General features: G+C 64.5%; 16 protein-coding genes. 13 read left to right on the plus strand and 3 right to left on the minus strand.

Going from position 1 to position 18,761, the window contains the following annotated elements; all coding sequences use genetic code 11:
* Window positions 1-81: 81 nt before the first annotated feature.
* Both ACFHWW_RS29730 and ACFHWW_RS29735 read right to left on the minus strand, forming a co-directional pair.
* Window positions 82-648, minus strand: coding sequence for a dienelactone hydrolase family protein (locus ACFHWW_RS29730; RefSeq protein WP_379942805.1), 567 nt, complete (start codon window positions 646-648; stop codon window positions 82-84).
* A 534-nt stretch (window positions 649-1,182) separates the two neighbouring features.
* Window positions 1,183-1,653 (minus strand): Lrp/AsnC family transcriptional regulator, encoded by a 471-nt coding sequence (locus ACFHWW_RS29735; protein ID WP_010974948.1) that lies wholly within the window; start codon window positions 1,651-1,653, stop codon window positions 1,183-1,185.
* A gap of 116 nt (window positions 1,654-1,769) precedes the next feature.
* Here ACFHWW_RS29735 and ACFHWW_RS29740 point away from each other — a divergent pair, with 116 nt between their 5' ends.
* From ACFHWW_RS29740 to ACFHWW_RS29775, 8 genes are all read left to right on the plus strand, one after another.
* Window positions 1,770-3,848 (plus strand): transketolase C-terminal domain-containing protein, encoded by a 2,079-nt coding sequence (locus ACFHWW_RS29740; protein ID WP_324764433.1) that lies wholly within the window; start codon window positions 1,770-1,772, stop codon window positions 3,846-3,848.
* A 2-nt stretch (window positions 3,849-3,850) separates the two neighbouring features.
* The gene (locus ACFHWW_RS29745) at window positions 3,851-5,014 is read left to right on the plus strand and encodes a dihydrolipoamide acetyltransferase family protein (RefSeq protein ID WP_379942808.1); all 1,164 of its coding nucleotides are present in this window, start codon (window positions 3,851-3,853) and stop codon (window positions 5,012-5,014) included.
* A 130-nt stretch (window positions 5,015-5,144) separates the two neighbouring features.
* Complete coding sequence (locus ACFHWW_RS29750; RefSeq protein WP_379942810.1) at window positions 5,145-6,167, plus strand: ABC transporter substrate-binding protein; 1,023 nt, start codon at window positions 5,145-5,147, stop codon at window positions 6,165-6,167.
* Between the two features lie 169 nt (window positions 6,168-6,336).
* Complete coding sequence (locus ACFHWW_RS29755) at window positions 6,337-7,842, plus strand: sugar ABC transporter ATP-binding protein (protein ID WP_379942812.1); 1,506 nt, start codon at window positions 6,337-6,339, stop codon at window positions 7,840-7,842.
* Complete coding sequence (locus tag ACFHWW_RS29760; protein WP_100671042.1) at window positions 7,842-8,834, plus strand: ABC transporter permease; 993 nt, start codon at window positions 7,842-7,844, stop codon at window positions 8,832-8,834. Before ACFHWW_RS29755 ends, ACFHWW_RS29760 begins: the two co-directional genes overlap by 1 nt.
* Window positions 8,831-9,787: an ABC transporter permease gene (locus ACFHWW_RS29765; protein ID WP_379942815.1), complete on the plus strand. Its 957-nt coding sequence runs from the start codon at window positions 8,831-8,833 to the stop codon at window positions 9,785-9,787. Before ACFHWW_RS29760 ends, ACFHWW_RS29765 begins: the two co-directional genes overlap by 4 nt.
* Complete coding sequence (locus tag ACFHWW_RS29770) at window positions 9,784-10,785, plus strand: LacI family DNA-binding transcriptional regulator (RefSeq protein WP_100671046.1); 1,002 nt, start codon at window positions 9,784-9,786, stop codon at window positions 10,783-10,785. The genes ACFHWW_RS29765 and ACFHWW_RS29770 overlap by 4 nt, the downstream gene beginning before the upstream one ends.
* 53 nt (window positions 10,786-10,838) lie before the next feature.
* A complete protein-coding gene (locus tag ACFHWW_RS29775; protein WP_379942817.1) occupies window positions 10,839-12,083 on the plus strand; it encodes a Gfo/Idh/MocA family protein in 1,245 nt (414 codons plus the stop codon).
* A 148-nt stretch (window positions 12,084-12,231) separates the two neighbouring features.
* Here the strand turns inward: ACFHWW_RS29775 and ACFHWW_RS29780 are convergent, their stop codons facing one another.
* Window positions 12,232-13,458 carry an ROK family transcriptional regulator gene (locus ACFHWW_RS29780; protein ID WP_275599547.1) on the minus strand — a complete coding sequence of 409 codons (1,227 nt, stop codon included), beginning with the start codon at window positions 13,456-13,458 and terminating at the stop codon, window positions 12,232-12,234.
* A gap of 331 nt (window positions 13,459-13,789) precedes the next feature.
* On the opposite strand from ACFHWW_RS29780, the gene ACFHWW_RS29785 reads away from it, so the two are divergent.
* The 5 genes from ACFHWW_RS29785 (at window position 13,790) to ACFHWW_RS29805 (ending at window position 18,745) form a co-directional block, all read left to right on the plus strand.
* Window positions 13,790-14,803 (plus strand): substrate-binding domain-containing protein, encoded by a 1,014-nt coding sequence (locus ACFHWW_RS29785; protein ID WP_379942819.1) that lies wholly within the window; start codon window positions 13,790-13,792, stop codon window positions 14,801-14,803.
* A gap of 93 nt (window positions 14,804-14,896) precedes the next feature.
* Window positions 14,897-15,883, plus strand: coding sequence for an ABC transporter permease (locus tag ACFHWW_RS29790; RefSeq protein ID WP_102761533.1), 987 nt, complete (start codon window positions 14,897-14,899; stop codon window positions 15,881-15,883).
* Window positions 15,883-16,668, plus strand: coding sequence for an ATP-binding cassette domain-containing protein (locus ACFHWW_RS29795; protein ID WP_379942821.1), 786 nt, complete (start codon window positions 15,883-15,885; stop codon window positions 16,666-16,668). The genes ACFHWW_RS29790 and ACFHWW_RS29795 overlap by 1 nt, the downstream gene beginning before the upstream one ends.
* Before the next feature lie 29 nt (window positions 16,669-16,697).
* Window positions 16,698-17,729, plus strand: a complete 1,032-nt coding sequence (locus tag ACFHWW_RS29800; RefSeq protein ID WP_275599545.1) for a hypothetical protein — start codon at window positions 16,698-16,700, stop codon at window positions 17,727-17,729.
* Entirely contained in the window at window positions 17,726-18,745 is a 1,020-nt protein-coding gene (locus ACFHWW_RS29805) for a carbohydrate kinase family protein (protein ID WP_379942823.1), read from the plus strand. Before ACFHWW_RS29800 ends, ACFHWW_RS29805 begins: the two co-directional genes overlap by 4 nt.
* Window positions 18,746-18,761: the final 16 nt, after the last annotated feature.

Here is an 18,761-nt window from a genome sequence, read left to right on the forward strand (position 1 = left end):
AACGTGCGGCTTGCTCCTTTCTCCCCGCCTGCGGGGAGAAAGTGGCGGTAGCCGGATGAGGGGCAGACTTCGAGTGTCCGCTCAAAGTGCTGCAAGGCAACGTTCGATGCGGCTCCAGGTGAGCCGGGCGGCTTCGGAGTCGTAATCGGTAAGCGTGGCGTCGGTATAAAGATGCCCGGCACCGGGATATATGAAGACTTCCAGTGCCACCGGCGTCCGTTCGGCATCAGCACGCCAGGCGGCGACCTCGTCTGCAGGCTCGAAGATATCCGGGTCGGCGAGATGGACCTGCACCGGCAGCCCGCGACGTGCATTTGCCGGAATTTCGGCGATGCTGTGCAGAAAGAGAATTCCGGCCGCCTCGGGCCGCTTCGGCCACAGGCTGGCGGCGACAGCAGCGCCCATGGAAAAACCGCCGAGAACGGCATCGGCGGGCAGATCCGCGACCGCCCGCTCGGCGCGCTCGCAAAGGGTGCCCCAGCCGATCTCTTCCTTCAGGGCAAAGCCCTCCTCGATCGAGGAAGCAACCCGGCCCTCGTAGAGGTCGGGCGTGAACACCTCGTGGCCCGCGACAGTGAGGCGCTCGGCGACGCCCCTCTCGAACGGGCGCAGGCCGTAGACGGAATGGAAGAGGATCACTGTCGTCACGGCACGGCTCCCTGGGCTGTTGGCGCAGGATGCACTTGAACACGCGGAGCCAGCGACGGCAACGGTGCATCCATGACCTGCAGTCCGTTTCGAAGAAGCGATGGCGGCGCCCCCGAGGGAGGAGAAAGGGCGCCGCCTGTCGGTCGACTCTTCGGGGAGGGGGGAGGGAATGACGAGCCGACCCTCTTACGCTTCCAGTCGCTTCGGGCAAAAGCGACCGCGTCTAACGTCTCGCCCGGCGGATGGTTCCGAGAAAATCGCGACATGTGAGGGGACGTTCGGCGCCGTAGACGGCAAAATGGGAGGGAATGCTCGAGGCGAGGGTCGCAGAGCGATACAGTTGGGGCTGGGGCGTCTTCGCTCTGCGACCCTCGCGCGCCCGGGCGGCAGTTGGGGCTTTCCGTTATCCCGAGAACGCGCAACCACCGGCATAGGTTATGGGAACTCGGCACGCAACGGTCCTAGGACCTATGGCCGGAAGCATCGGACTAAGGTCTTAGAGCATTTCCGGGAAAAGGGCGTCACTTCAACGATCTAGACGGGAACGGCAGTGGAGTATTTGACGCTCTTCAACGCGAAGTGAGACGACGAGTTCGCCACTGCCTCGTGGGTGAGGATGCCGCGCATCAGAAGGCGCTCGTAGTCGGCGACATCGGCAACGAGGACCCGTAGCAGATAATCCCAATCACCCGACATGGAATAGCATTCGAGAACTTCCTCGTGGCTTTCCACGAAGCGTTCGAAATTTCGGCGCGCAACCGGATCATGGGACTTCATGCGCACCTGGCAGAAGACGTTCAATCCGCGTCCGACCAGGTCGGGATTGACGAGGCTCACGGTCTTGACCAGCACCCCCGCCGTCTCGAGCGCCTTGATGCGCCGCCAGCAGGACGCCGGCGAGGCACCGACCGCCTCCGCCAAGGCTGCATGGCTGATGTCGCCCCGGTCCTGGAGGATTCCTAGAATCTTTCGGTCGATCGCGTCGAGATTGAATGAATTCATCATAAACTCCTCAAAACCGAAACATTCTCATCAAAGCCTAGCTAAAAAACGACCAGATTGAAACCGTTTTGCGCGTCGAGCGGCGTAGTCTTGATCTCGGAGGACCGGAGGAGACCCTGATGGCTCAGGCCGCACTCAAAAAGGACCGGCGCAACGCACCGGACGAGAGCATCGACTGGAAAAAGGTCGTGCAACTTCTGCTCCTGTCGCGCGCCCTCGACGAGATGGAAGAGCAGCGGCTGGTCCCGGAGAAAAAGGTCCTCTACCAATTTTCGGCCCGCGGCCATGACATGGCGCAGATTCTCCTGGGGCTTCACCTCACGGGCAGGCATGACGCGGCATGCGGCTATTATCGCTCGCGCCCGCTGCTGCTCGCGCTCGGCGTCGATCCGGCGGACGCGCTCGGCTCGGCGATGGGGCGCGCGGGCGGATATTCCGACGGCCGGGATATCGGTGTCGTCTTCAACTATCCCAACCCGCACGGCGCCTCGGCCCTGCCGATGTGCGGCGGCGTGGGCACCCAGTACACGCCGACGGCCGGCTGGGCGCAGGCGATCACCTATTTCAGCGAAGTTCTCGGAAAGGAGGAATATCGGAAGGATGTTGCCGTCGTGCTGGGCGGTGACGGTTCCGTTGCCTCCAACGGCTTCTGGTCCGCTCTGACGATCGCGACGACGCAGGGCCTGCCGCTGCTCTTCTATATCGAAGACAACGGCTTCGGCATCTCCGTTCCGTCGAGCTTCCAGACACCCGAGGGCAATATTGCCGGCAATCTCGCCGGCTGGAAAAACTTGACCGTTCTCGACGGCGACGGCTCGGATCCCGAAGAGGCAGCCCGGCTGACGAAGGGCGCCGTGGAACTGGTGCGCGAAGGGCGGATGCCGGTGCTGCTCAGGCTCGAGGTGCCGCGCCTCGAAGGGCACAGCTTCCAGGATACCCAGACCTACAAGAGCGAGGAGCTCGTCAGGAGCGAATGGGCACACGATCCCCTGCCGCGGCTGAGGGACTACCTCGTCCCCGCCCTGTTGAGCGCAGAGGAATGGAACGAAGCTGCGAGAGACGCGAAGGCTGCCGCCGAACGGGCGCGCATGGAGGCCGAATCCCGGCCGGTCGCCGACCCCGAAACAGTGACCAGCAATGTCTTCTTCGAAGGCCAGATGCAGGTCATGGGCGGACAGCACTCTGCCGGCTACCGTCCGCCGGAAACGACGGAAACCGTGACGGGCGACGGCCAGAGGATCAACATGGTGACGGCGATCCGCCGCACGCTCGATCACGAGATGTCGGTGAACGAGAGGGTCGTCCTCTTCGGCGAGGATATCGGCCCGAAGGGCGGCGTCCATGCCGTGACCCTCGGGCTGCAGGAGAAATACGGTACCGCCCGCGTCTTCGACACGTCGCTCTCGGAGGAAGGCATCATCGGCCGGGCGGTGGGCATGGCGCTCGCGGGGCTCGTGCCGGTGCCGGAAATCCAGTTCCGCAAATATGCCGAGCCCGCGATCGAGCAGCTCAACGATTGCGGCACGATCCGCTGGCGGACCAGCAACCGCTTCGCCGCGCCGATCGTCGTGCGGATGGCGGGGGGATTCTTCAAATGCGGCGATCCGTGGCACAGCCAGACGAACGAGGTCGCCTTCGTCCACCAGCCCGGCTGGAAGATCGCCGTACCCTCCAATGCCGAGGACGCCGTCGGGCTCCTGCGCACCGCCTTGCGCGGGAACGACCCGGTGATCTTCTTCGAGCACCGGGCCATGCTCGATCATCCCTGGGCGCGGCGGCCCTATCCCGGCGATGCCTTCGCCCTGCCTTTCGGCAAGGCGAAGTTCGCGCGTGAAGGTCGCGACATCACCATCGTCACCTGGGGCGCCATGGTGCCGCGTTGCGAAGAGGCGGCCGAGGGGATCTCCGCCGATGTGATCGATCTGAGAACCCTGATGCCCTGGGACAGGAAAGCGGTCATCGCTTCCGTGCGCCGCACCCGCCGGTGCCTCATCGTCCACGAGGACCTCGCAACGGCGGGTTTCGGCGCGGAGATTGCCGCAGCGGTCGCCGACGAAGCCTTCATCGATCTCGACGCGCCGATCTCGCGTCTCACCATGCCGGATATTCCCAGCCCCCATAATCCCGTCCTGCTCGACTGGGCGGTTCCATCGACGGAACGCATACGCCAGAAGATCACCGACCTTCTGGAGTTCTGAGAATGGGCGATCTCATCGACATTCAGGCTCCGCTGGAGCAGGAGGGGACCAAAGCGGTCGTCCGCAATTGGCTAAGGAAGATCGGCGAGACGGTCAAATCGGGCGATCCGCTGGTCGAGCTCGAGACCGACAAGGTGACCCAGGAGGTGTCGGCGCCCGCCGACGGGGTGCTCGCGGAAATCCTGATGCGAAATGGCGACGATGCCCCGCCCGGCGCCGTTCTCGGCCGGATCGGCAGCGAGGCTGCCGGGGCGGGACACGCGCCGCGTTATTCGCCGGCCGTGCGGCATGCAGCGGAAGAATATGGCCTGGATCCGGCCACCGTCACCGGCACCGGCAGGGGTGGTCGCGTCACGCGCGCCGACATGGACAGGGCGTTCACGGCCCGGCAGGAAGGCACTGCTTCGGTCGCGGCCGAGGCTGGCGGCAGGGGAGCGGCACCCAAGTCGCGCAGGATACCCCATAGCGCCATGCGCGCCGCGATCGCCGAACATATGCTCACCTCCGTCACGACGGCGCCGCATGTGACGGCGGTGTTCGAGGCCGATTTCTCGGCGGTGATGCGCCATCGGGACGAACATGGGAAGAGGCTTGCCGCTGACGGCGCCAAGCTCTCCTATACGGCTTATGTGGTTTCGGCCTGCGTGGCGGCGATGCGCGCGGTCCCCGAGGTCAACAGCCGCTGGCACGAGGATGCGCTCGAAACATTCGACGACATCAATATCGGCGTGGGTATTTCCCTCGGGGACAAGGGCCTGGTCGTGCCGGTCCTCCATCGGGCGCAGGACCTGTCGCTTGCCGAGATTGCGGCCCGGCTACAGGAGCTGACGACGCGCGCGCGTTCGAACGCGCTCTCCCGCGCGGACGTGACGGGCGGCACCTTCACTATTTCCAATCATGGCGTCTCCGGATCGCTGCTCGCGGCGCCGATCATTATCAACCAGCCGCAATCGGCGATCCTGGGCGTGGGCAAGCTCGACAAGCGGGTGGTCGTCCGCGAGGTGGATGGCGCCGACACGATCCAGATACGCCCGATGGCCTATGTGTCGCTGACGATCGACCATCGTGCGCTGGACGGCCACCAGACCAATGCGTGGCTGACGCATTTCGTCCGCGTGATCGAGACCTGGCCTACTGATCGGGGGCGATTACAGGCCCCAGATTAAAGATCTTTGCGCGTCTGATAAGACGCGCGGCTGTAAATGACCCTCCCGGCCCCTGATCGTCGCCCAAAACGGCGATTGAAATCGATTACATTTTCTGGCTTCATGTGCCGGCAAGATTTGGGAGGATCTTATGAAGAAACTTATCGCATTTGCGCTGGGCACCGTCGCGTCCATCGTCCTTTCGGCATCCGCTCACGCCGAGACCTTTAAAATAGGTCTCTCCAACGGCTGGGTCGGCAGCGAGTGGCGTACCCAGATGATCGACGAGGCGAAGGCCGCCGCTGCGGCATGGAAGGAAAAAGGCGTCGACGTCGAGGTCTCCGTCCAGAGCGCCAATGTCGACGTGCCCGGGCAGATCGCGCATATCCGCAACTTCATCGCGGAAGGGGTGAACGCCATCATCGTCAACCCCAACAGCCCGACCGCCTTCGATCCCATCTTCGCCCAGGCGAAGGAAGCCGGCATCCTGGTGATCGCCACCGACGCGGAAGTCTCTTCGCCCGATGCCATCTATGTCGGCATCGACCAGACCGCCTGGGGTGCCGCGGGCGCCAAGTGGCTCGCCGAAACGCTCGGCGGCAAGGGCAAGGTGGTTGCGATCAACGGCGTCGCCGGCCATCCGGCGAACGAGATGCGCGTCGCCGGCTACAAGAGCGTCTTCAAGGATTATCCGGATATCCAGGTCGTCAACGAGGTCAATGCCAACTGGGACCAGGCGCAGGGCCAGCAGGCGATGCAGAACATTCTTGCCACCTATCCGGACATCAACGGCGTGCTGGTGCAGGACGGCATGGCGGCCGGTGCCTGGAAATCGATCATGGACGCCGGCAAGGCCGGCGAGATCGCGGCAACCGGCGAAATCCGCAAGGACTTCATCGACCTCTGGATCAAGGAAAAACTGAACTCGGGAGCGACCGTGAATCCGCCCGGCGTCATGGCGAGTGCCCTCAACGTCGCCGTTTTGATGCTGCAGGGCAAGGAACTGAAGGAGCCGGCAAAGGCCGGACAATACGGCAACGCGCTCTACCTGCCGATTCCCTTCATCGACTCCAAGAACGTGGCGGAAGCCGCAAAGCAGCTCGAGGGAAAGCCCGGCTATTATTCCTATACGAGCTCGCTTTCGATCGAGGAGGCGGAAGCGCTGTTCAAGTGAGCCTTCGGCGGGGCGCTGAGGCATTGCGCGTCCCGTTGGGCGCGCATGCTCCCGGTAACACTTTGTCTTGCTGCATGTTTCTATCCCTAAATCCGCCAGGATTTGAGGAAACATAAAGTAGCCGATCCCGGCCAGCGCCCGCCAAACCGAAGCGAACGGACGAGTTTCCATGTCGAAATTGAAACTGAGCGGCGTGAGCAAGGCTTACGGCGCGACCCTGGCGGTCCGCCGAGGCGATCTTGAGCTCATGGCCGGCGAGGTCCATGTCCTGATGGGTTCCAACGGCTCGGGAAAAAGCACCCTCTGCAAGATCATTGCGGGCAGCGTGCGGCCCGATGGCGGCAGGATCCTGGTCGACGACCAGCCTGTGACGATCAGCGGACCGCGCTCGGCGCGAGCCCACGGCATCGGCATCTTCTATCAGGAACTCAGCCTCGCCGCGCACCGCTCGGTCGAGGAAAACATCTCGCTTGGCAAGCTGCCGGTCAAATCGCGGGTCTTCATCGACCGCTGGGAACTCCGGCAGCGCGCGGCGCGCTATATCGGCCTTTTCGAAGGCGTCTGCGGCGAAGGGTTTTCCGCCGACACACTCGTCGGCAACCTGCGCCCCGACCAGCGTCAGCTCGTCGAGATCATGAAGGCGCTGGCCAGCGAGGCGCCGCTCCTCATCTTCGACGAGCCGACCTCGGCGCTCGACCGAGCCCAGGTGGAGCGCTTCTTCGAAATCCTGCGCGATCTCAAACGTCGCGGGCGCGGCATCATCTTCATTTCGCACCGCATGGACGAGATCAAGGCGATCGGCGACCGCGTCACCATCATTCGCGACGGCGAGACCATCACCACGCTCAACCTGGGCGACACGGACCCGGCGACCGTGATCCGGCTGATGGTCGGCGGCGCCGGCGACATGCCGGCGACGCAATCGTCAGTGCCGGCGGTGGTGGAGGGTGAAGGAGGCGCCGCGCTGACAGTGCGCGATCTTTCCGGCCGCGGTTTCCGCAATGTGAGTTTCGAGGTTGGCCGCGGCGAGATTCTCGGCTTCGGCGGGCTGCACGGCCAGGGCCAATCGGCGGTGCTCAGAGCGATCTTCGGCGCCGGCTCGATCGCCTCGGGCGAAATCCTCATCGGCGACAGCCGATTCGACGCTTCGAACCCGCGTGACGCGATCCGGCGCGGCTGCGCCTATGTCTCCGGCGACCGCAGCCGCGACGGCGTCATCAGCGGAAGACCGATCATCGAGAACGTCACGCCGATCCATTATCTGCGCGACCGGCTGATGATCGCTCGGCCGGGCAAGCTGCGCGACAGGGTGGCGCCGGCGCTGGAAAGCATGCACACCAAATTCGCGAGCGTCTTCCACCCGATCGGTTCGCTTTCGGGCGGCAATCAGCAGAAGGTGATCATCGCCCGCTGGCTGATCGACCGCCCCGACGTGCTGCTGCTCGACGACCCGACGAAGGGCATCGACCTGTCCGCCAAGGCGGACCTCTTCGCGCTGATCCGGCAACTGGCGGCGGAGGGGCTCGGCATCGTTCTCTATTCTTCCGAGGATGCCGAACTGCTCGGCAACGCCAACCGCATTCTCGTCTTCAACGGCGGATCGGTCAGCCGGGAGCTCACGGGGGCGGACCGCACCCGCTACAATCTATATCAAGCCGCTTACGAGGCCGCGTGATGGCAGAGACCGCAACCGTCCCGACATACCGGCGCGCCGGCGGCATCGGCAGGCTGCTGGAGCGCTATCCTTTCCTGCCCGCACTCGTGATCGTCGCCGTACTCCTTCTCCTCAACGGCTTCTTTTCGCCGAACAGCCTGACATTCCGGGCTCTGACCGGGCTGCTCAGCACCTATATGGCGCTGATCCTGCTCGCGATCGCACAGACCTACGTCGTCTATGCCGGCGATATCGACCTCTCTGCCGGCGCGATCCTCTCGCTGGTCAATGTCGCGATCGTGGTTCTGATGGAGCGCTGGGGAGGGGGTGCCGGCGCGGTGTTCCTGGCGCTGGCCATCGGTCTCCTGCTCGGACTGGCCTGCGGGCTCGTGAACGGCCTCGTCGTCGCGGCATTGCGGCTGCAGGCGATCGTCGCGACCTTCGCGACCAGCATCTTCTTCACGGGCCTTGCGCTTTACATCCTGCCCGTTGCCGGCACGCCGGCGCCGGCGCTCTTCTGGCGCACCTATGGCGGCCGGCTTTTCGGCGTTCCCTTCGTCTTCTACATCCTGGCGGCCCTCGTCATCCTCCTCGCGGTGATGAGCCGCACCAGGCTGGTCACGCAACTGCTTGCCGTGGGCGACGACCAGCAGGCGGCCTACCAGACCGGTCTGCCTGTCATAGCGACCCGGATCAAGGGCTATGTGCTCTGCGGCCTCTTTTCCGCGCTCGCCGCCTTCTGCATCACCGGCGATACCGCAAGCGGCGATCCGCTGGTCGGGGGCAAGATGACGCTCTACAGCGTCGCGGCGGTCGTGCTCGGGGGCAGCGCGCTCTCCGGCGGCTGGGGTACCGTCGTCGGCTCGCTGCTCGGGGCGCTGACGATAGGGCTCATCAACTCGGTCGTCTTTTTCATGGGCACGCCGTCCGAGTGGCAGAACTTCGTGCAGGGCCTCGCGATCCTCCTCGTCCTGATGGCGGGCGTGCTTGCCGGCAGGAGGGCGCGCTCATGAGCCGAGTGGTGTCCTTCGTCCGGCAGCCGATCGTCGTCGCGCTCGCGCTCATCGTGCTGCTCCTCTATCTCGGCGAGGCGCTGTCGCCGGGCTTTGCGACCGGCGGTCAGATCCTGCGGCTCCTGATCGTCGCCTCGCTGCTCGGCATCGTCGCGGCCGGTCAGAACGTCGTCATCCTCGGCGGACGCGAAGGAATCGATCTCTCGGTCGGCGGCGTCGTCTCGCTCTCGGCGATCCTCGCGGGCAACGTCATGAACGGCGCCGATGGCGGCATCTTGCCGGCCGTCGCCGCCTGTCTTGCGGCCGGCGCCTTCTTCGGCCTCCTGAACGGGCTCGGCGTCACGCTTCTCAGAATCCCGCCGCTGGTGATGACGCTCGGAATGCTGGGCGTGCTGCAGGGGCTTCTCGTCGTCATCCGGATGGGAATTCCCTCCGGCCAGGCCGCGCCCGCGCTCTCGCGCTTCGTCACGCAACCGCTCGCCTATGGCATTCCCGGCATAATCTGGCTCTGGATCGTGATCGGCATCCTGATGGCGCTCATGCTCAACCGCACCGTCTTCGGCCATCGCATCTATGCGATCGGCTCCAACGAGCACGCGGCCTACATGGCCGGCGTGCCGGTCAAGCTGGTCCGCATCGCGCTCTTCATGATCTCCGGCATGTTCGCCGCGACCGCCGGCCTCTGCCTGCTCGGCTATTCCGGCACGTCTTTCGCCAATGTCGGCGAGCAGTACATGCTCCCCTCGATCATCGCGGTCGTCTTCGGCGGCACATCGCTTGCCGGGGGCAAGGGCGGCTACACCGGCACCATGGCGGGCGCGGTCCTGCTGGTCATCCTGCAGAGCATCCTGACGACAATCAACATCGAGGAGTCCGGACGCCAGATGGTGTTCGGCGCGACGCTGCTCCTGTTGATGATGTTCTACGGACGGGGCCGGGCGATGCGCGCATGAGGGACCGGCCGAAGATCAAGGACATCGCCGAGAAGGCGGGCGTGTCGGTGGCCACCGTCTCGCGCGCCCTCGCCGCTTCGACGCTGGTGACCGCCGAGACGCGCCAGCGCGTGCTCGACCTGGCGCGCGAGCTCGATTACCGCCCGAATGTCAGCGCCCGGAACCTGCGCACCCGCAGGTCCATGACGGTGCTGATGGTCGTACGCGACGTCGGCAATCCCTTCTATCTCGACATCCTCAAGGGTGTCGAAGCGACGGCGCGCGAAGCCGGCTATGCCGTGCTGATGGGCAATACCGAGGATGACCCGGCCCGCGAGACCGAATATTTCAACATGCTGCGCGACGGGCATGCCGACGGCATGATCCTGATGACCGGCAAGCTGCCGCCGGCCGGCGGCTGGAACCATCTGCCCGTGGTGGTGGCGTTGGAAATGATCGAGGGCTCTGGTCTGCCGCATGTGCAGGTCGACAATGTCGCCGCGGCCCGCGGTGCCGTCGAGCACCTGATTTCGCTCGGCCATCGGAGGATCGCTCATATATCCGGGCCGGTTCCCGAGCCGATGAGCGTCTATCGGCGGGAGGGGTTTCGCCTGGCGATGCGCGCTGCCGGGCTGCCGATTCCAGCCGGCTACGAGGTGCGGGGCGACTTCCTGATCGAAAGCGGCGAGGAATGCTGCCGCTCGCTCTTCTCTCTTTCCGATCCGCCGACCGCGCTCTTCGTCGCCAATGACGAAATGGCCTATGGTGCCGTCCACGAGCTGAGACGGATCGGACGCGACGTGCCGGGCGACGTTTCGGTCGTGGGCTTCGACGATCTTTATCTGAGCAAGGCCTTCTATCCGCCGCTGACGACGGTCGTCCAGCCTCGCTCCGAGATCGGCCGCACCGCCATGGCGGTGCTCCTTGGAATTCTGGCGGGCGGCTCGGAGGGGGCCGAACCGATCGTGCTGCCCACGGTCCTGAAGGTACGCGGCAGCACGGCGCCGCCACTTATCTGAAAGCGCATGAGGGCGGCTCGAGGCGGTCGCCGCTGGATGTCGGGGAGGAAAGAATGACCACATTACCGAAACAGACCTTGCGAGTAGGCTTCGTCGGCACCGGATTTATCGCGCATTTCCACCTGAAATCGCTCATCGGGGTACGCAATGTCGAGGTGACCGGCGTCTACAGCCGCAATCCCGAAAACCGCGCGCGCTTCGTGAGCGAAGTCGGGGCGCTCGACGTCGGCGCGTGCCGCGCGCATGAGAGTCTCGAATCGCTCCTGTCCGCCGGTGACGTCGACGCGGTCTGGATTCTGTCGCCGAACTACACGCGGCTCGACGTCATGCGGACGCTCCACGGGGAGATCAATGCGGGACGCAGCAAGATCTTCGCTGTCGCCTGCGAGAAGCCGCTTGCGCGCACCGTAGCGGAGGCACGCGAGATGCTGCACCTGGCCGAGGATGCAGGTCTCAACCATGGCTATCTCGAAAACCAGGTCTTCTGCACGCCGGTGCTGCGAGGCAAGGAGATCATTTGGCGGCGCGCCGCCTCGACCACCGGCCGGCCCTATCTCGCACGCGCCGCGGAAGAACATGCCGGTCCGCACGAGCCCTGGTTCTGGCAGGGCGACAAGCAGGGCGGCGGGGTGCTTTCCGATATGATGTGCCACAGCGTCGAGGTGGCGCGCCATCTGCTCACGGCGCCCGGCGCACCTCGCAATTCGTTGAAGGTCAAATCGGTGAACGGCACGGTCGCGAACCTCAAATGGACGCGGGCCGGCTATGCCGATGAGCTGCGCCGCCGCTTCGGTGAGGATGTCGACTACCGTCGGCGCCCATCGGAGGATTTCGCCCGGGCGACCGTGACGCTGGAGGACGAGGAGGGCAACGAACTGATGATCGAGGCAACGACCTCCTGGGCCTATGTCGGCGCCGGCCTGCGCATTCAGCTCGAGCTCCTCGGCCCCGAATATGCGCTGGAGTATAATTCGCTCGGCACCGGCTTGAAGATCTTCCTGTCGCGGGCCGTGCAGGGCACAGAGGGCGAGGACCTCGTCGAAAAGCAGAATGCCGAGCAGGGCCTGATGCCGGTGCTGGAGGACGAAGCCGGCGTCTACGGCTATACGGACGAAAACCGCCACATGGTCGAATGCTTCCGCAAGGGGATAAGGCCGCTCGAAACCTTCGAGGACGGCCTGGCGGTCGTCGAAATCCTGATGGGCCTCTACCGCTCCGCCGAGATCGGCGCGACGCTGCATTTCCCGGCGCCGGAGCTCGAAAACTATATTCCCGTCGTGGCGCGCGTGGGGGCGTGAACGGCCGTTGAGACGCCGCCTGACGACGCCACGCCTCGGAGGGCTCCGGATTACGATGTAGGTTGGATCGACCTAAAACATGAACCTGAGCGATTCCGATAAGTTGAAACGCTGGATGAAGGCGGAAAGCCGCACAGCACAGGTTTCCTCATCCCGCTCTGGTAGACGGGGCGGCGGCCGCAGCATATCGTGCGAGAAGTTCACCGGTCTTCGTCGGGGCGAAGATATCGTCCAACAGGAGGTGGGCGGCGCCGTACAGAGCGCTGTCGTCATGGATGCTGGACAGCTCTATCGAGAGGTTTCTGGTGGCGAGCGGCAGGCAGCGCTGATAGACGAGCTCGCGGATGCCGGACAGCAGCAAATCGCCGCCGCGCGCCAGAGTACCGCCGACGACGATCAGGCTCGGATTGATGATGCTCACCGCATCCGAAATGACCTCGCCGACCGTTCGCCCGGCAGCCCGCAGCAGCATCAGTGCCTCGGGCTTGCGCTGTTCGACGAGGTCGAGCACATCGCGGGCGGTTTCAGCGCGAAAGCCGCGGGAGGAGAGGTCGCGGGCGATCGCCCAGCCGGCGGCGCGCGCCTCCACGCAGCCGAATTTGCCGCAACGGCAGAGCGGTGCGTCATCCGACAGGAACTGGATGTGGCCGATATCGCCGGCAGCGCCCTGGGCGCCGCGGAAAAGGCGTCCGCCTGCAATCAGTCCGCTGCCGATGCCCGTGCCGACCTTTACGAAGAGCATGTCGTCAACGGTCGGCAAGCGACGCTTGTGCTCGCAGATCGTCATCAGGTTCACGTCGTTCTCGACATAGACCGGCACTGAAAACCGGGTGTTGAGACGGCCGATGATGTCGAATTCGTCCCAGCCGGGCAACACCGATGGGCCGACCACGCAGCCGCGCTTGAAATCCACCGGCGTCGGCAGGCTGAGACCGATGCCGAGGAGGAAACCATGCGTCTCTTCGGCCCCTGCCGCCAGCGCGGCGAAGGCTTGGCCAATCTGTTCCAGCGTCACCTCGGGGCCGCTTGCCACGCAAAAGGGCAGCGTCATCTGGGAGAGGATCGCCGGCGTCAGATCCATGGCGGCGAGATGGATGTGCGTCTCACCGACATTGGCGACCAGCAGAAAGCCGCTCGTCGCGTTGATCGCGAGCACACGCGTCGGCCGTCCGCCGCTAGGCAGGGTCTCCTCGGTCTCGCGTACCAGCCCGCTGGCGAGGAGCGCGCTCAGCCGCTGAGTCACCGTCGCCCGCGACAAGCCGGAGGCGGCCAGCAGTTCGGCGCGCGAGACGGCGCTGCCGGTCGCGATGAGGGAAAAGATACCTCCGGCGCCTTCGAGAGTGGGTCTGTCGGGCCCCTGTACCGGCCGTGCCATGCAAAACTCCGTTTTCGGCCCGGTTTAGCGGCAAAGCGGCGCGCGAGAAAGCACCGAACCTCAGAGATCATAACTTATGGGAAATAAGATACATAAGTCCTCCCAAGCGTTCATCCGCATCGCTGCCTCTGACGCGCCTCTTTCCTCATCGGGTTATCGTCCGGGAGGACTCTTCGCGTTATTTTGTATAAAAATATACATAAGATCGGCGATATTAAGTTGACTTCATCTAAAATGGCTGAGTTAATCCCTGTGGCCTTTGAGGAGAGGCCGTCCACGCCGAAAGAGCCGGAGGGGTTCATGGCGTCTTTGGATTTGGGAGGAGGATCTAATGGCACTTCACAATATTCGCGCGTCCTCGCGCTCCGCCGTCCTGTGGGGCGGCATCGCCGCCGGCGTACTCGTTTTCGGCCTTGCCTTCGGCCCGGGCTCCGCCGCCGCCAGCGAGGTGATCGTCGGACTCGTCACGAAAACCGAGGTCAATCCTTTCTTCGTCAAGATGCGCCAGGCGGCCGAGGCGCGTGCCAAGGAGAAGGGCGTGAAGCTGATCGCCCGCGCCGGCAAGTTCGACGGCGATAACGAAGGACAGGTCGCCGCCATCGAGGACCTGATCAGCGCCGGTGCCAAGGGCATCCTGGTCACGCCGAACAATTCTTCCGGCATGCTCGACATCATCAAGAAGGCCCGCGATGCCGGCGTGCTGGTGATCGCGCTTGATACGGCGACCGATCCGGCCGATGCGGTCGACGCCACCTTCGCCACGGACAATTTCGAGGCCGGCGTGCAGCAGGGCGCCTACGCCCGCAAGGCGATGGGCGACAAGCAGGCGGTCGTCGCAATGCTGGACGGCACGCCCGGCGGTACGGTCGATACGTTCCGTCACGACGGTTACCTGAAGGGCTTCGGAATAGCCGAGGGTGACCCTTCCATAGCAGGCGCGGCCATCACCAATGGTGCGCAGGACAAGGGTCAGATCGGCATGGAGAATTTGCTGTCCAAGAACGGCGAGATCAACGCCGTCTACACGATCAACGAGCCAGCGGCGGCCGGCGCCCATGCGGCGCTCAAAGCTTTCGGCAAGGAAGGTGACGTGATGCTGACCTCGATCGACGGCGGCTGTGCCGGCGTGCGCGACGTCAAGGACGGCAAGATCGCCGCGACGGTTATGCAGTTCCCTTACAAGATGGCGACCATGGGCGTCGACGCGGTGGTGGAATATGCGGCTACCGGCAAGAAGCCGAGTGGGTTCGTCAACACCGGGTCCGTCCTCATTTCCGACAAGCCGGTCGAAGGGCTGGATTCGAAAGATACCTCCTGGGGCCTCGAAAACTGCTGGGGCGACTGATCCGCTACCGCGGCGGGATCGCGCGGCGCTCTGCGCCGCAGCGATCCCGCGGGCGAACGGCCGCGCAACAAAACCCTGAGGCACGGGACGTCCATGAACACAGCAACCGTATATCCAGCTGAGGCGCCGCGAAGCCTGAAAGCCCGTATATTGGGCAGCCCGTCGGCGGGACCTCTTCTGGTGCTGCTCGGATTCTGCGTGATTTTCGCGCTGACCAATCCCCGCTTTCTCGCCACCCACAACTTGTCGATCATCCTGCAGCAGACGGTCGTCATAGGCGCTCTGGCGATCGGTCAGACGCTGGTGATCCTCACTGCCGGGATCGACCTTGCCGTCGGCGCCATTTGCGTGCTGGGAACGATCGTCGCGGGAAAGCTTGCCAATCTTGGCTATGATCCGGTTCTCTCCATGGGCATTGCCGTGCTCATATGCACGGCCGCCGGCCTTGCCGCAGGGGGCCTCGTCAGCGGCCTCAGGCTCCCGCCCTTCATCGTCACACTTGGCATTCTCGGCATCCTGACCGCGGCGCTGCGACTCATTTCCGAGGGTGGCGCCTTCCCGGTACGCGATCCCTTCCTGGCCTGGACGGGCAATACGATGAAGATAGGCGGCTTCGTGCTCACCTATGGCGTGCTGATCATGTTCATGCTCTATGCGAGCGTCTGGTATTTGTTGAACCAGACGAAATGGGGCCGGCACGTCTATGCGATCGGCAACAATGCCGAGGCCGCCCGGCTGGTCGGCATCCCAGTACGGCGCCACCTGCTCTCGGTTTATGTGTTGGCCGGCCTCATCTACGGCATTGCCGCCTGGCTCGCGCTGGGGCGTATCCCAAACGCGGACCCGAATGCCATGCAGAGCGCCAATCTCGATTCGATCACCGCGGTGGTGATCGGTGGCACGAGTCTTTTCGGCGGCCGAGGCGGGCTCGTAGGGACATTGATCGGCGCGCTCATCGTCGGCGTTCTGCGCAACGGCCTGACGCTCGCCGGCATCGACCCGCTCTGGCAGGACCTCATAACGGGCATCCTCGTCATCATCGCCGTCGCGCTCGACCAGCTCTCCCGGAGGAAGCGTTGATGCCAGCCGGTTCCCCCATCGAAGAGCCTTCCGCGCGCCTGGTTCTCGAAGCGCGCAACGTGGTGAAGACCTACGGCCACGTCACTGCGCTCGACGGCGTCGACTTCGAACTCAGGGCCGGCGAGATCCTTGCCGTCGTCGGCGACAACGGCGCCGGCAAGTCGACGCTCATCAAGACCCTGACCGGCGCCGTGCGCCCGACCAGCGGTGAAATTCTGCTCGACGGAGTGCCGATCCACTTCAAGGGACCTCTCGATGCGCGCCATGCCGGAATCGAGACGGTCTATCAGGACCTCGCCGTGGCGCCTGCGCTCGATATCGCCGCCAATCTCTTTCTCGGCCGGGAGCTGCGCGTACCAGGCCTTCTCGGAAGCCTATTTCGCCGCCTCGACAAAAAAGGCATGCGCGAGGAAGCCCGCCGGGCCATGGGAGAACTCAAATTTCGCCTGCCGGCGATCGACAATCCGGTGGAATCGCTCTCGGGGGGCCAGAGGCAGGGCGTGGCCGTGGCCCGTGCCGCGCTTTTCGCCCGCAGACTGGTGATCATGGACGAGCCGACGGCGGCACTCGGGGTGCGTGAAACCGGGCAGGTGTTGCAACTCATCCGCTCGATACGGGATCGCGGCCTGCCCGTCGTTCTGATCAGCCACAACATGCCGAACGTCTTCGACATCGCCGACCGCATCCACATCATGCGCCTCGGCCGGCGCGCCGCCGTGGTTACCCCGAAGACCCATTCCATGAACGACGTCGTTGCCATTATGACCGGCGCAGCGACTGCCTGAACCTCTTGTCCCGAAATAGGAGTGAGACCATGTATCGCCTCGACCGGAAGCTCGCGCGCATCCGCGCTGGCCAATATACCCGCAGCGACTTCATCATCGCCGACGCCAAGGACGGCGACATGGGTCCCTCGATAACCTCGTGCGGTCCCAAGCGGGAGAAGGACGGCAGCTGGTCACGCCACTATACCCGCCCCGAATTTCTCGAAAATATCCGCGCCGTCGTGGAGCAGGATATCGTAGACATCATGCTCACCTCCGCCTCCAATATGGAGGCGCTGACCGAGATGGGCGTCTATCGCGACAGTGCCGTCAAGCCGGCAATCCGCGCCAACGATACGACGGACATCTGGGTCGGCCGCGGTGCGACCTATGTGAAAGCAGCCTCGCGCCCCTTCCGCACCGCCTCCCTCTCGCGCGTTACGACCGGGTCCGTCGATCCCGCGCCTGGCGCGCCGATCACCGGCACCGATCTTGGTCTCTATTCCATCACCTTCAACAACGATCTGGACCGCGACTATGAGGCGCTCGAAGCCTTCCGCGCCTTCCGCGAGGATGCGGCGCGCAACAGGTTCAAGTATTTCCTTGAAGTCTTCAATCCCAATGTCGCCTGCGGCATCGACCCTGAGGTACTGCCCCACTATGTCAACGACGTGATGATGCGCTGCCTTGCCGGCGTCACCCGGGAAGACCGGCCGCAGTTTCTGAAGATCCAGTTCAATGGAGCCAAGGCGATGGAGGAGCTAGCCTCCTACGATCCGAGCATCATCGTCGGCGTGCTCGGTGGCGGCGCCGGCACGACGCGCGATTGCTTCGAGCTGCTCCACCAGGCTGAACGTTTCGGCGCGCGAGTAGCGCTGTTCGGGCGCAAGATCAACCTTGCCGAGGACCCGCTGTCGATGGTGCGATTGCTGCGCGAAGTTGCCTCCGGTACGGTCTCGCCCTCAGAGGCAGTGAAAGCCTATCATGCGGGTCTTGCCACGGAAGGCATCACGCCGCTGCGCGATCTCGCCGCCGACAACGTCGTCACCGAAGCGGTGCTCAAACAGGAAGAGAGCAGATGAGCGGTGGCCGGCGGGGGATCGTCACGGGCGGAACGTGGTGCGCAGACTACAACCGCACCGTCAGCCACTGGCCGGGCGAGGACGGCCTTGCCGAACTTCTCGAGGAAGAACGCCACGGCGGGGGCTCGGGCTGCAACCTTGCGCTCGACATCAAGCATCTGGACCCCTCCGTCCCCGTCGAGACGATAGGTCTCGTCGGCGACGACGACGACGGCCGCTACCTGAGGGAGACGGCGGCTGCCGCCGGCATCGACATCAGTCAGATGATGGTGACTGAGGCGGCCGCCACCCAGTTCTGCGATGCTTATGTCTCGCTGCGTTCCCACCGGCGCACGCACATCTTTCACGCCGGAAGCGGAGCGCTGCTGACGCCGGATCATTTCGAATTCTCTTCAACGCGCATGCGCTATCTGCATCTCGGCCTGCCGGGCGTGCATCGCATTCTCGATGCTCCCTGGCAAAACGAGCCGAATGGCTGGGTGGCGGTGCTCAAGAAGGCGCGCGCTGCGGGCCTCGAAACCAACCTGGAGCTGGCGAGCATCGACCGCGCTTTGATGGCGCGGCTTGTCGGGCCCTGCCTGCCCCATCTCGATTTCCTCATCGTCAACGACCTGGAAATCGGGGCAATCGCCAGCGTTGAAACAATTCTGGGCGACGGACCCGACCAGGCGGCGTGCATGCGCGCAGCGCGTGCCGTGCTGGAGCGCGGCGCGCTGAAACTTGTCGCCGTGCATTGCCCCGCCTTTGCCATCGCCGTCACCCGCGAGGGGGAAGGCGTGGTGCTGCCGTCCGTCGCCATCCCCGAGGAGGAGATCAAGGGCGCGAACGGGGCCGGCGATGCCTTCGCTGCCGGGATGCTCTACGGCATCCATGAAGGCTGGAGCGTGAAGCAGGCTCTCCGGCTGGCGCATGCAACAGCGGCCGCGTCCTTGCGCAGCATCTCGACTACCGGCGCGGTCTTGCCTTGGAAGGATTGCCTGGCACTCGCGGACAAATGGGGCCCCCGAGACCACTGATGGGTGCGCCGAGCCG

It is taken from the genome of Sinorhizobium sp. P24N7 (genome assembly GCF_042436655.1).
Lineage (GTDB): Bacteria > Pseudomonadota > Alphaproteobacteria > Rhizobiales > Rhizobiaceae > Sinorhizobium > Sinorhizobium meliloti_A.

Coding starts and splice junctions, on each gene's coding strand:
- ACFHWW_RS29735 (WP_010974948.1), bottom strand. CDS start 1,653: ATGATGAATTCATTCAATCTCGACGCGATCGACCGAAAGATTCTAGGA.
- ACFHWW_RS29740 (WP_324764433.1), top strand. CDS start 1,770: ATGGCTCAGGCCGCACTCAAAAAGGACCGGCGCAACGCACCGGACGAG.
- ACFHWW_RS29745 (WP_379942808.1), top strand. CDS start 3,851: ATGGGCGATCTCATCGACATTCAGGCTCCGCTGGAGCAGGAGGGGACC.
- ACFHWW_RS29750 (WP_379942810.1), top strand. CDS start 5,145: ATGAAGAAACTTATCGCATTTGCGCTGGGCACCGTCGCGTCCATCGTC.
- ACFHWW_RS29755 (WP_379942812.1), top strand. CDS start 6,337: ATGTCGAAATTGAAACTGAGCGGCGTGAGCAAGGCTTACGGCGCGACC.
- ACFHWW_RS29760 (WP_100671042.1), top strand. CDS start 7,842: ATGGCAGAGACCGCAACCGTCCCGACATACCGGCGCGCCGGCGGCATC.
- ACFHWW_RS29765 (WP_379942815.1), top strand. CDS start 8,831: ATGAGCCGAGTGGTGTCCTTCGTCCGGCAGCCGATCGTCGTCGCGCTC.
- ACFHWW_RS29770 (WP_100671046.1), top strand. CDS start 9,784: ATGAGGGACCGGCCGAAGATCAAGGACATCGCCGAGAAGGCGGGCGTG.
- ACFHWW_RS29775 (WP_379942817.1), top strand. CDS start 10,839: ATGACCACATTACCGAAACAGACCTTGCGAGTAGGCTTCGTCGGCACC.
- ACFHWW_RS29780 (WP_275599547.1), bottom strand. CDS start 13,458: ATGGCACGGCCGGTACAGGGGCCCGACAGACCCACTCTCGAAGGCGCC.
- ACFHWW_RS29785 (WP_379942819.1), top strand. CDS start 13,790: ATGGCACTTCACAATATTCGCGCGTCCTCGCGCTCCGCCGTCCTGTGG.
- ACFHWW_RS29790 (WP_102761533.1), top strand. CDS start 14,897: ATGAACACAGCAACCGTATATCCAGCTGAGGCGCCGCGAAGCCTGAAA.
- ACFHWW_RS29795 (WP_379942821.1), top strand. CDS start 15,883: ATGCCAGCCGGTTCCCCCATCGAAGAGCCTTCCGCGCGCCTGGTTCTC.
- ACFHWW_RS29800 (WP_275599545.1), top strand. CDS start 16,698: ATGTATCGCCTCGACCGGAAGCTCGCGCGCATCCGCGCTGGCCAATAT.
- ACFHWW_RS29805 (WP_379942823.1), top strand. CDS start 17,726: ATGAGCGGTGGCCGGCGGGGGATCGTCACGGGCGGAACGTGGTGCGCA.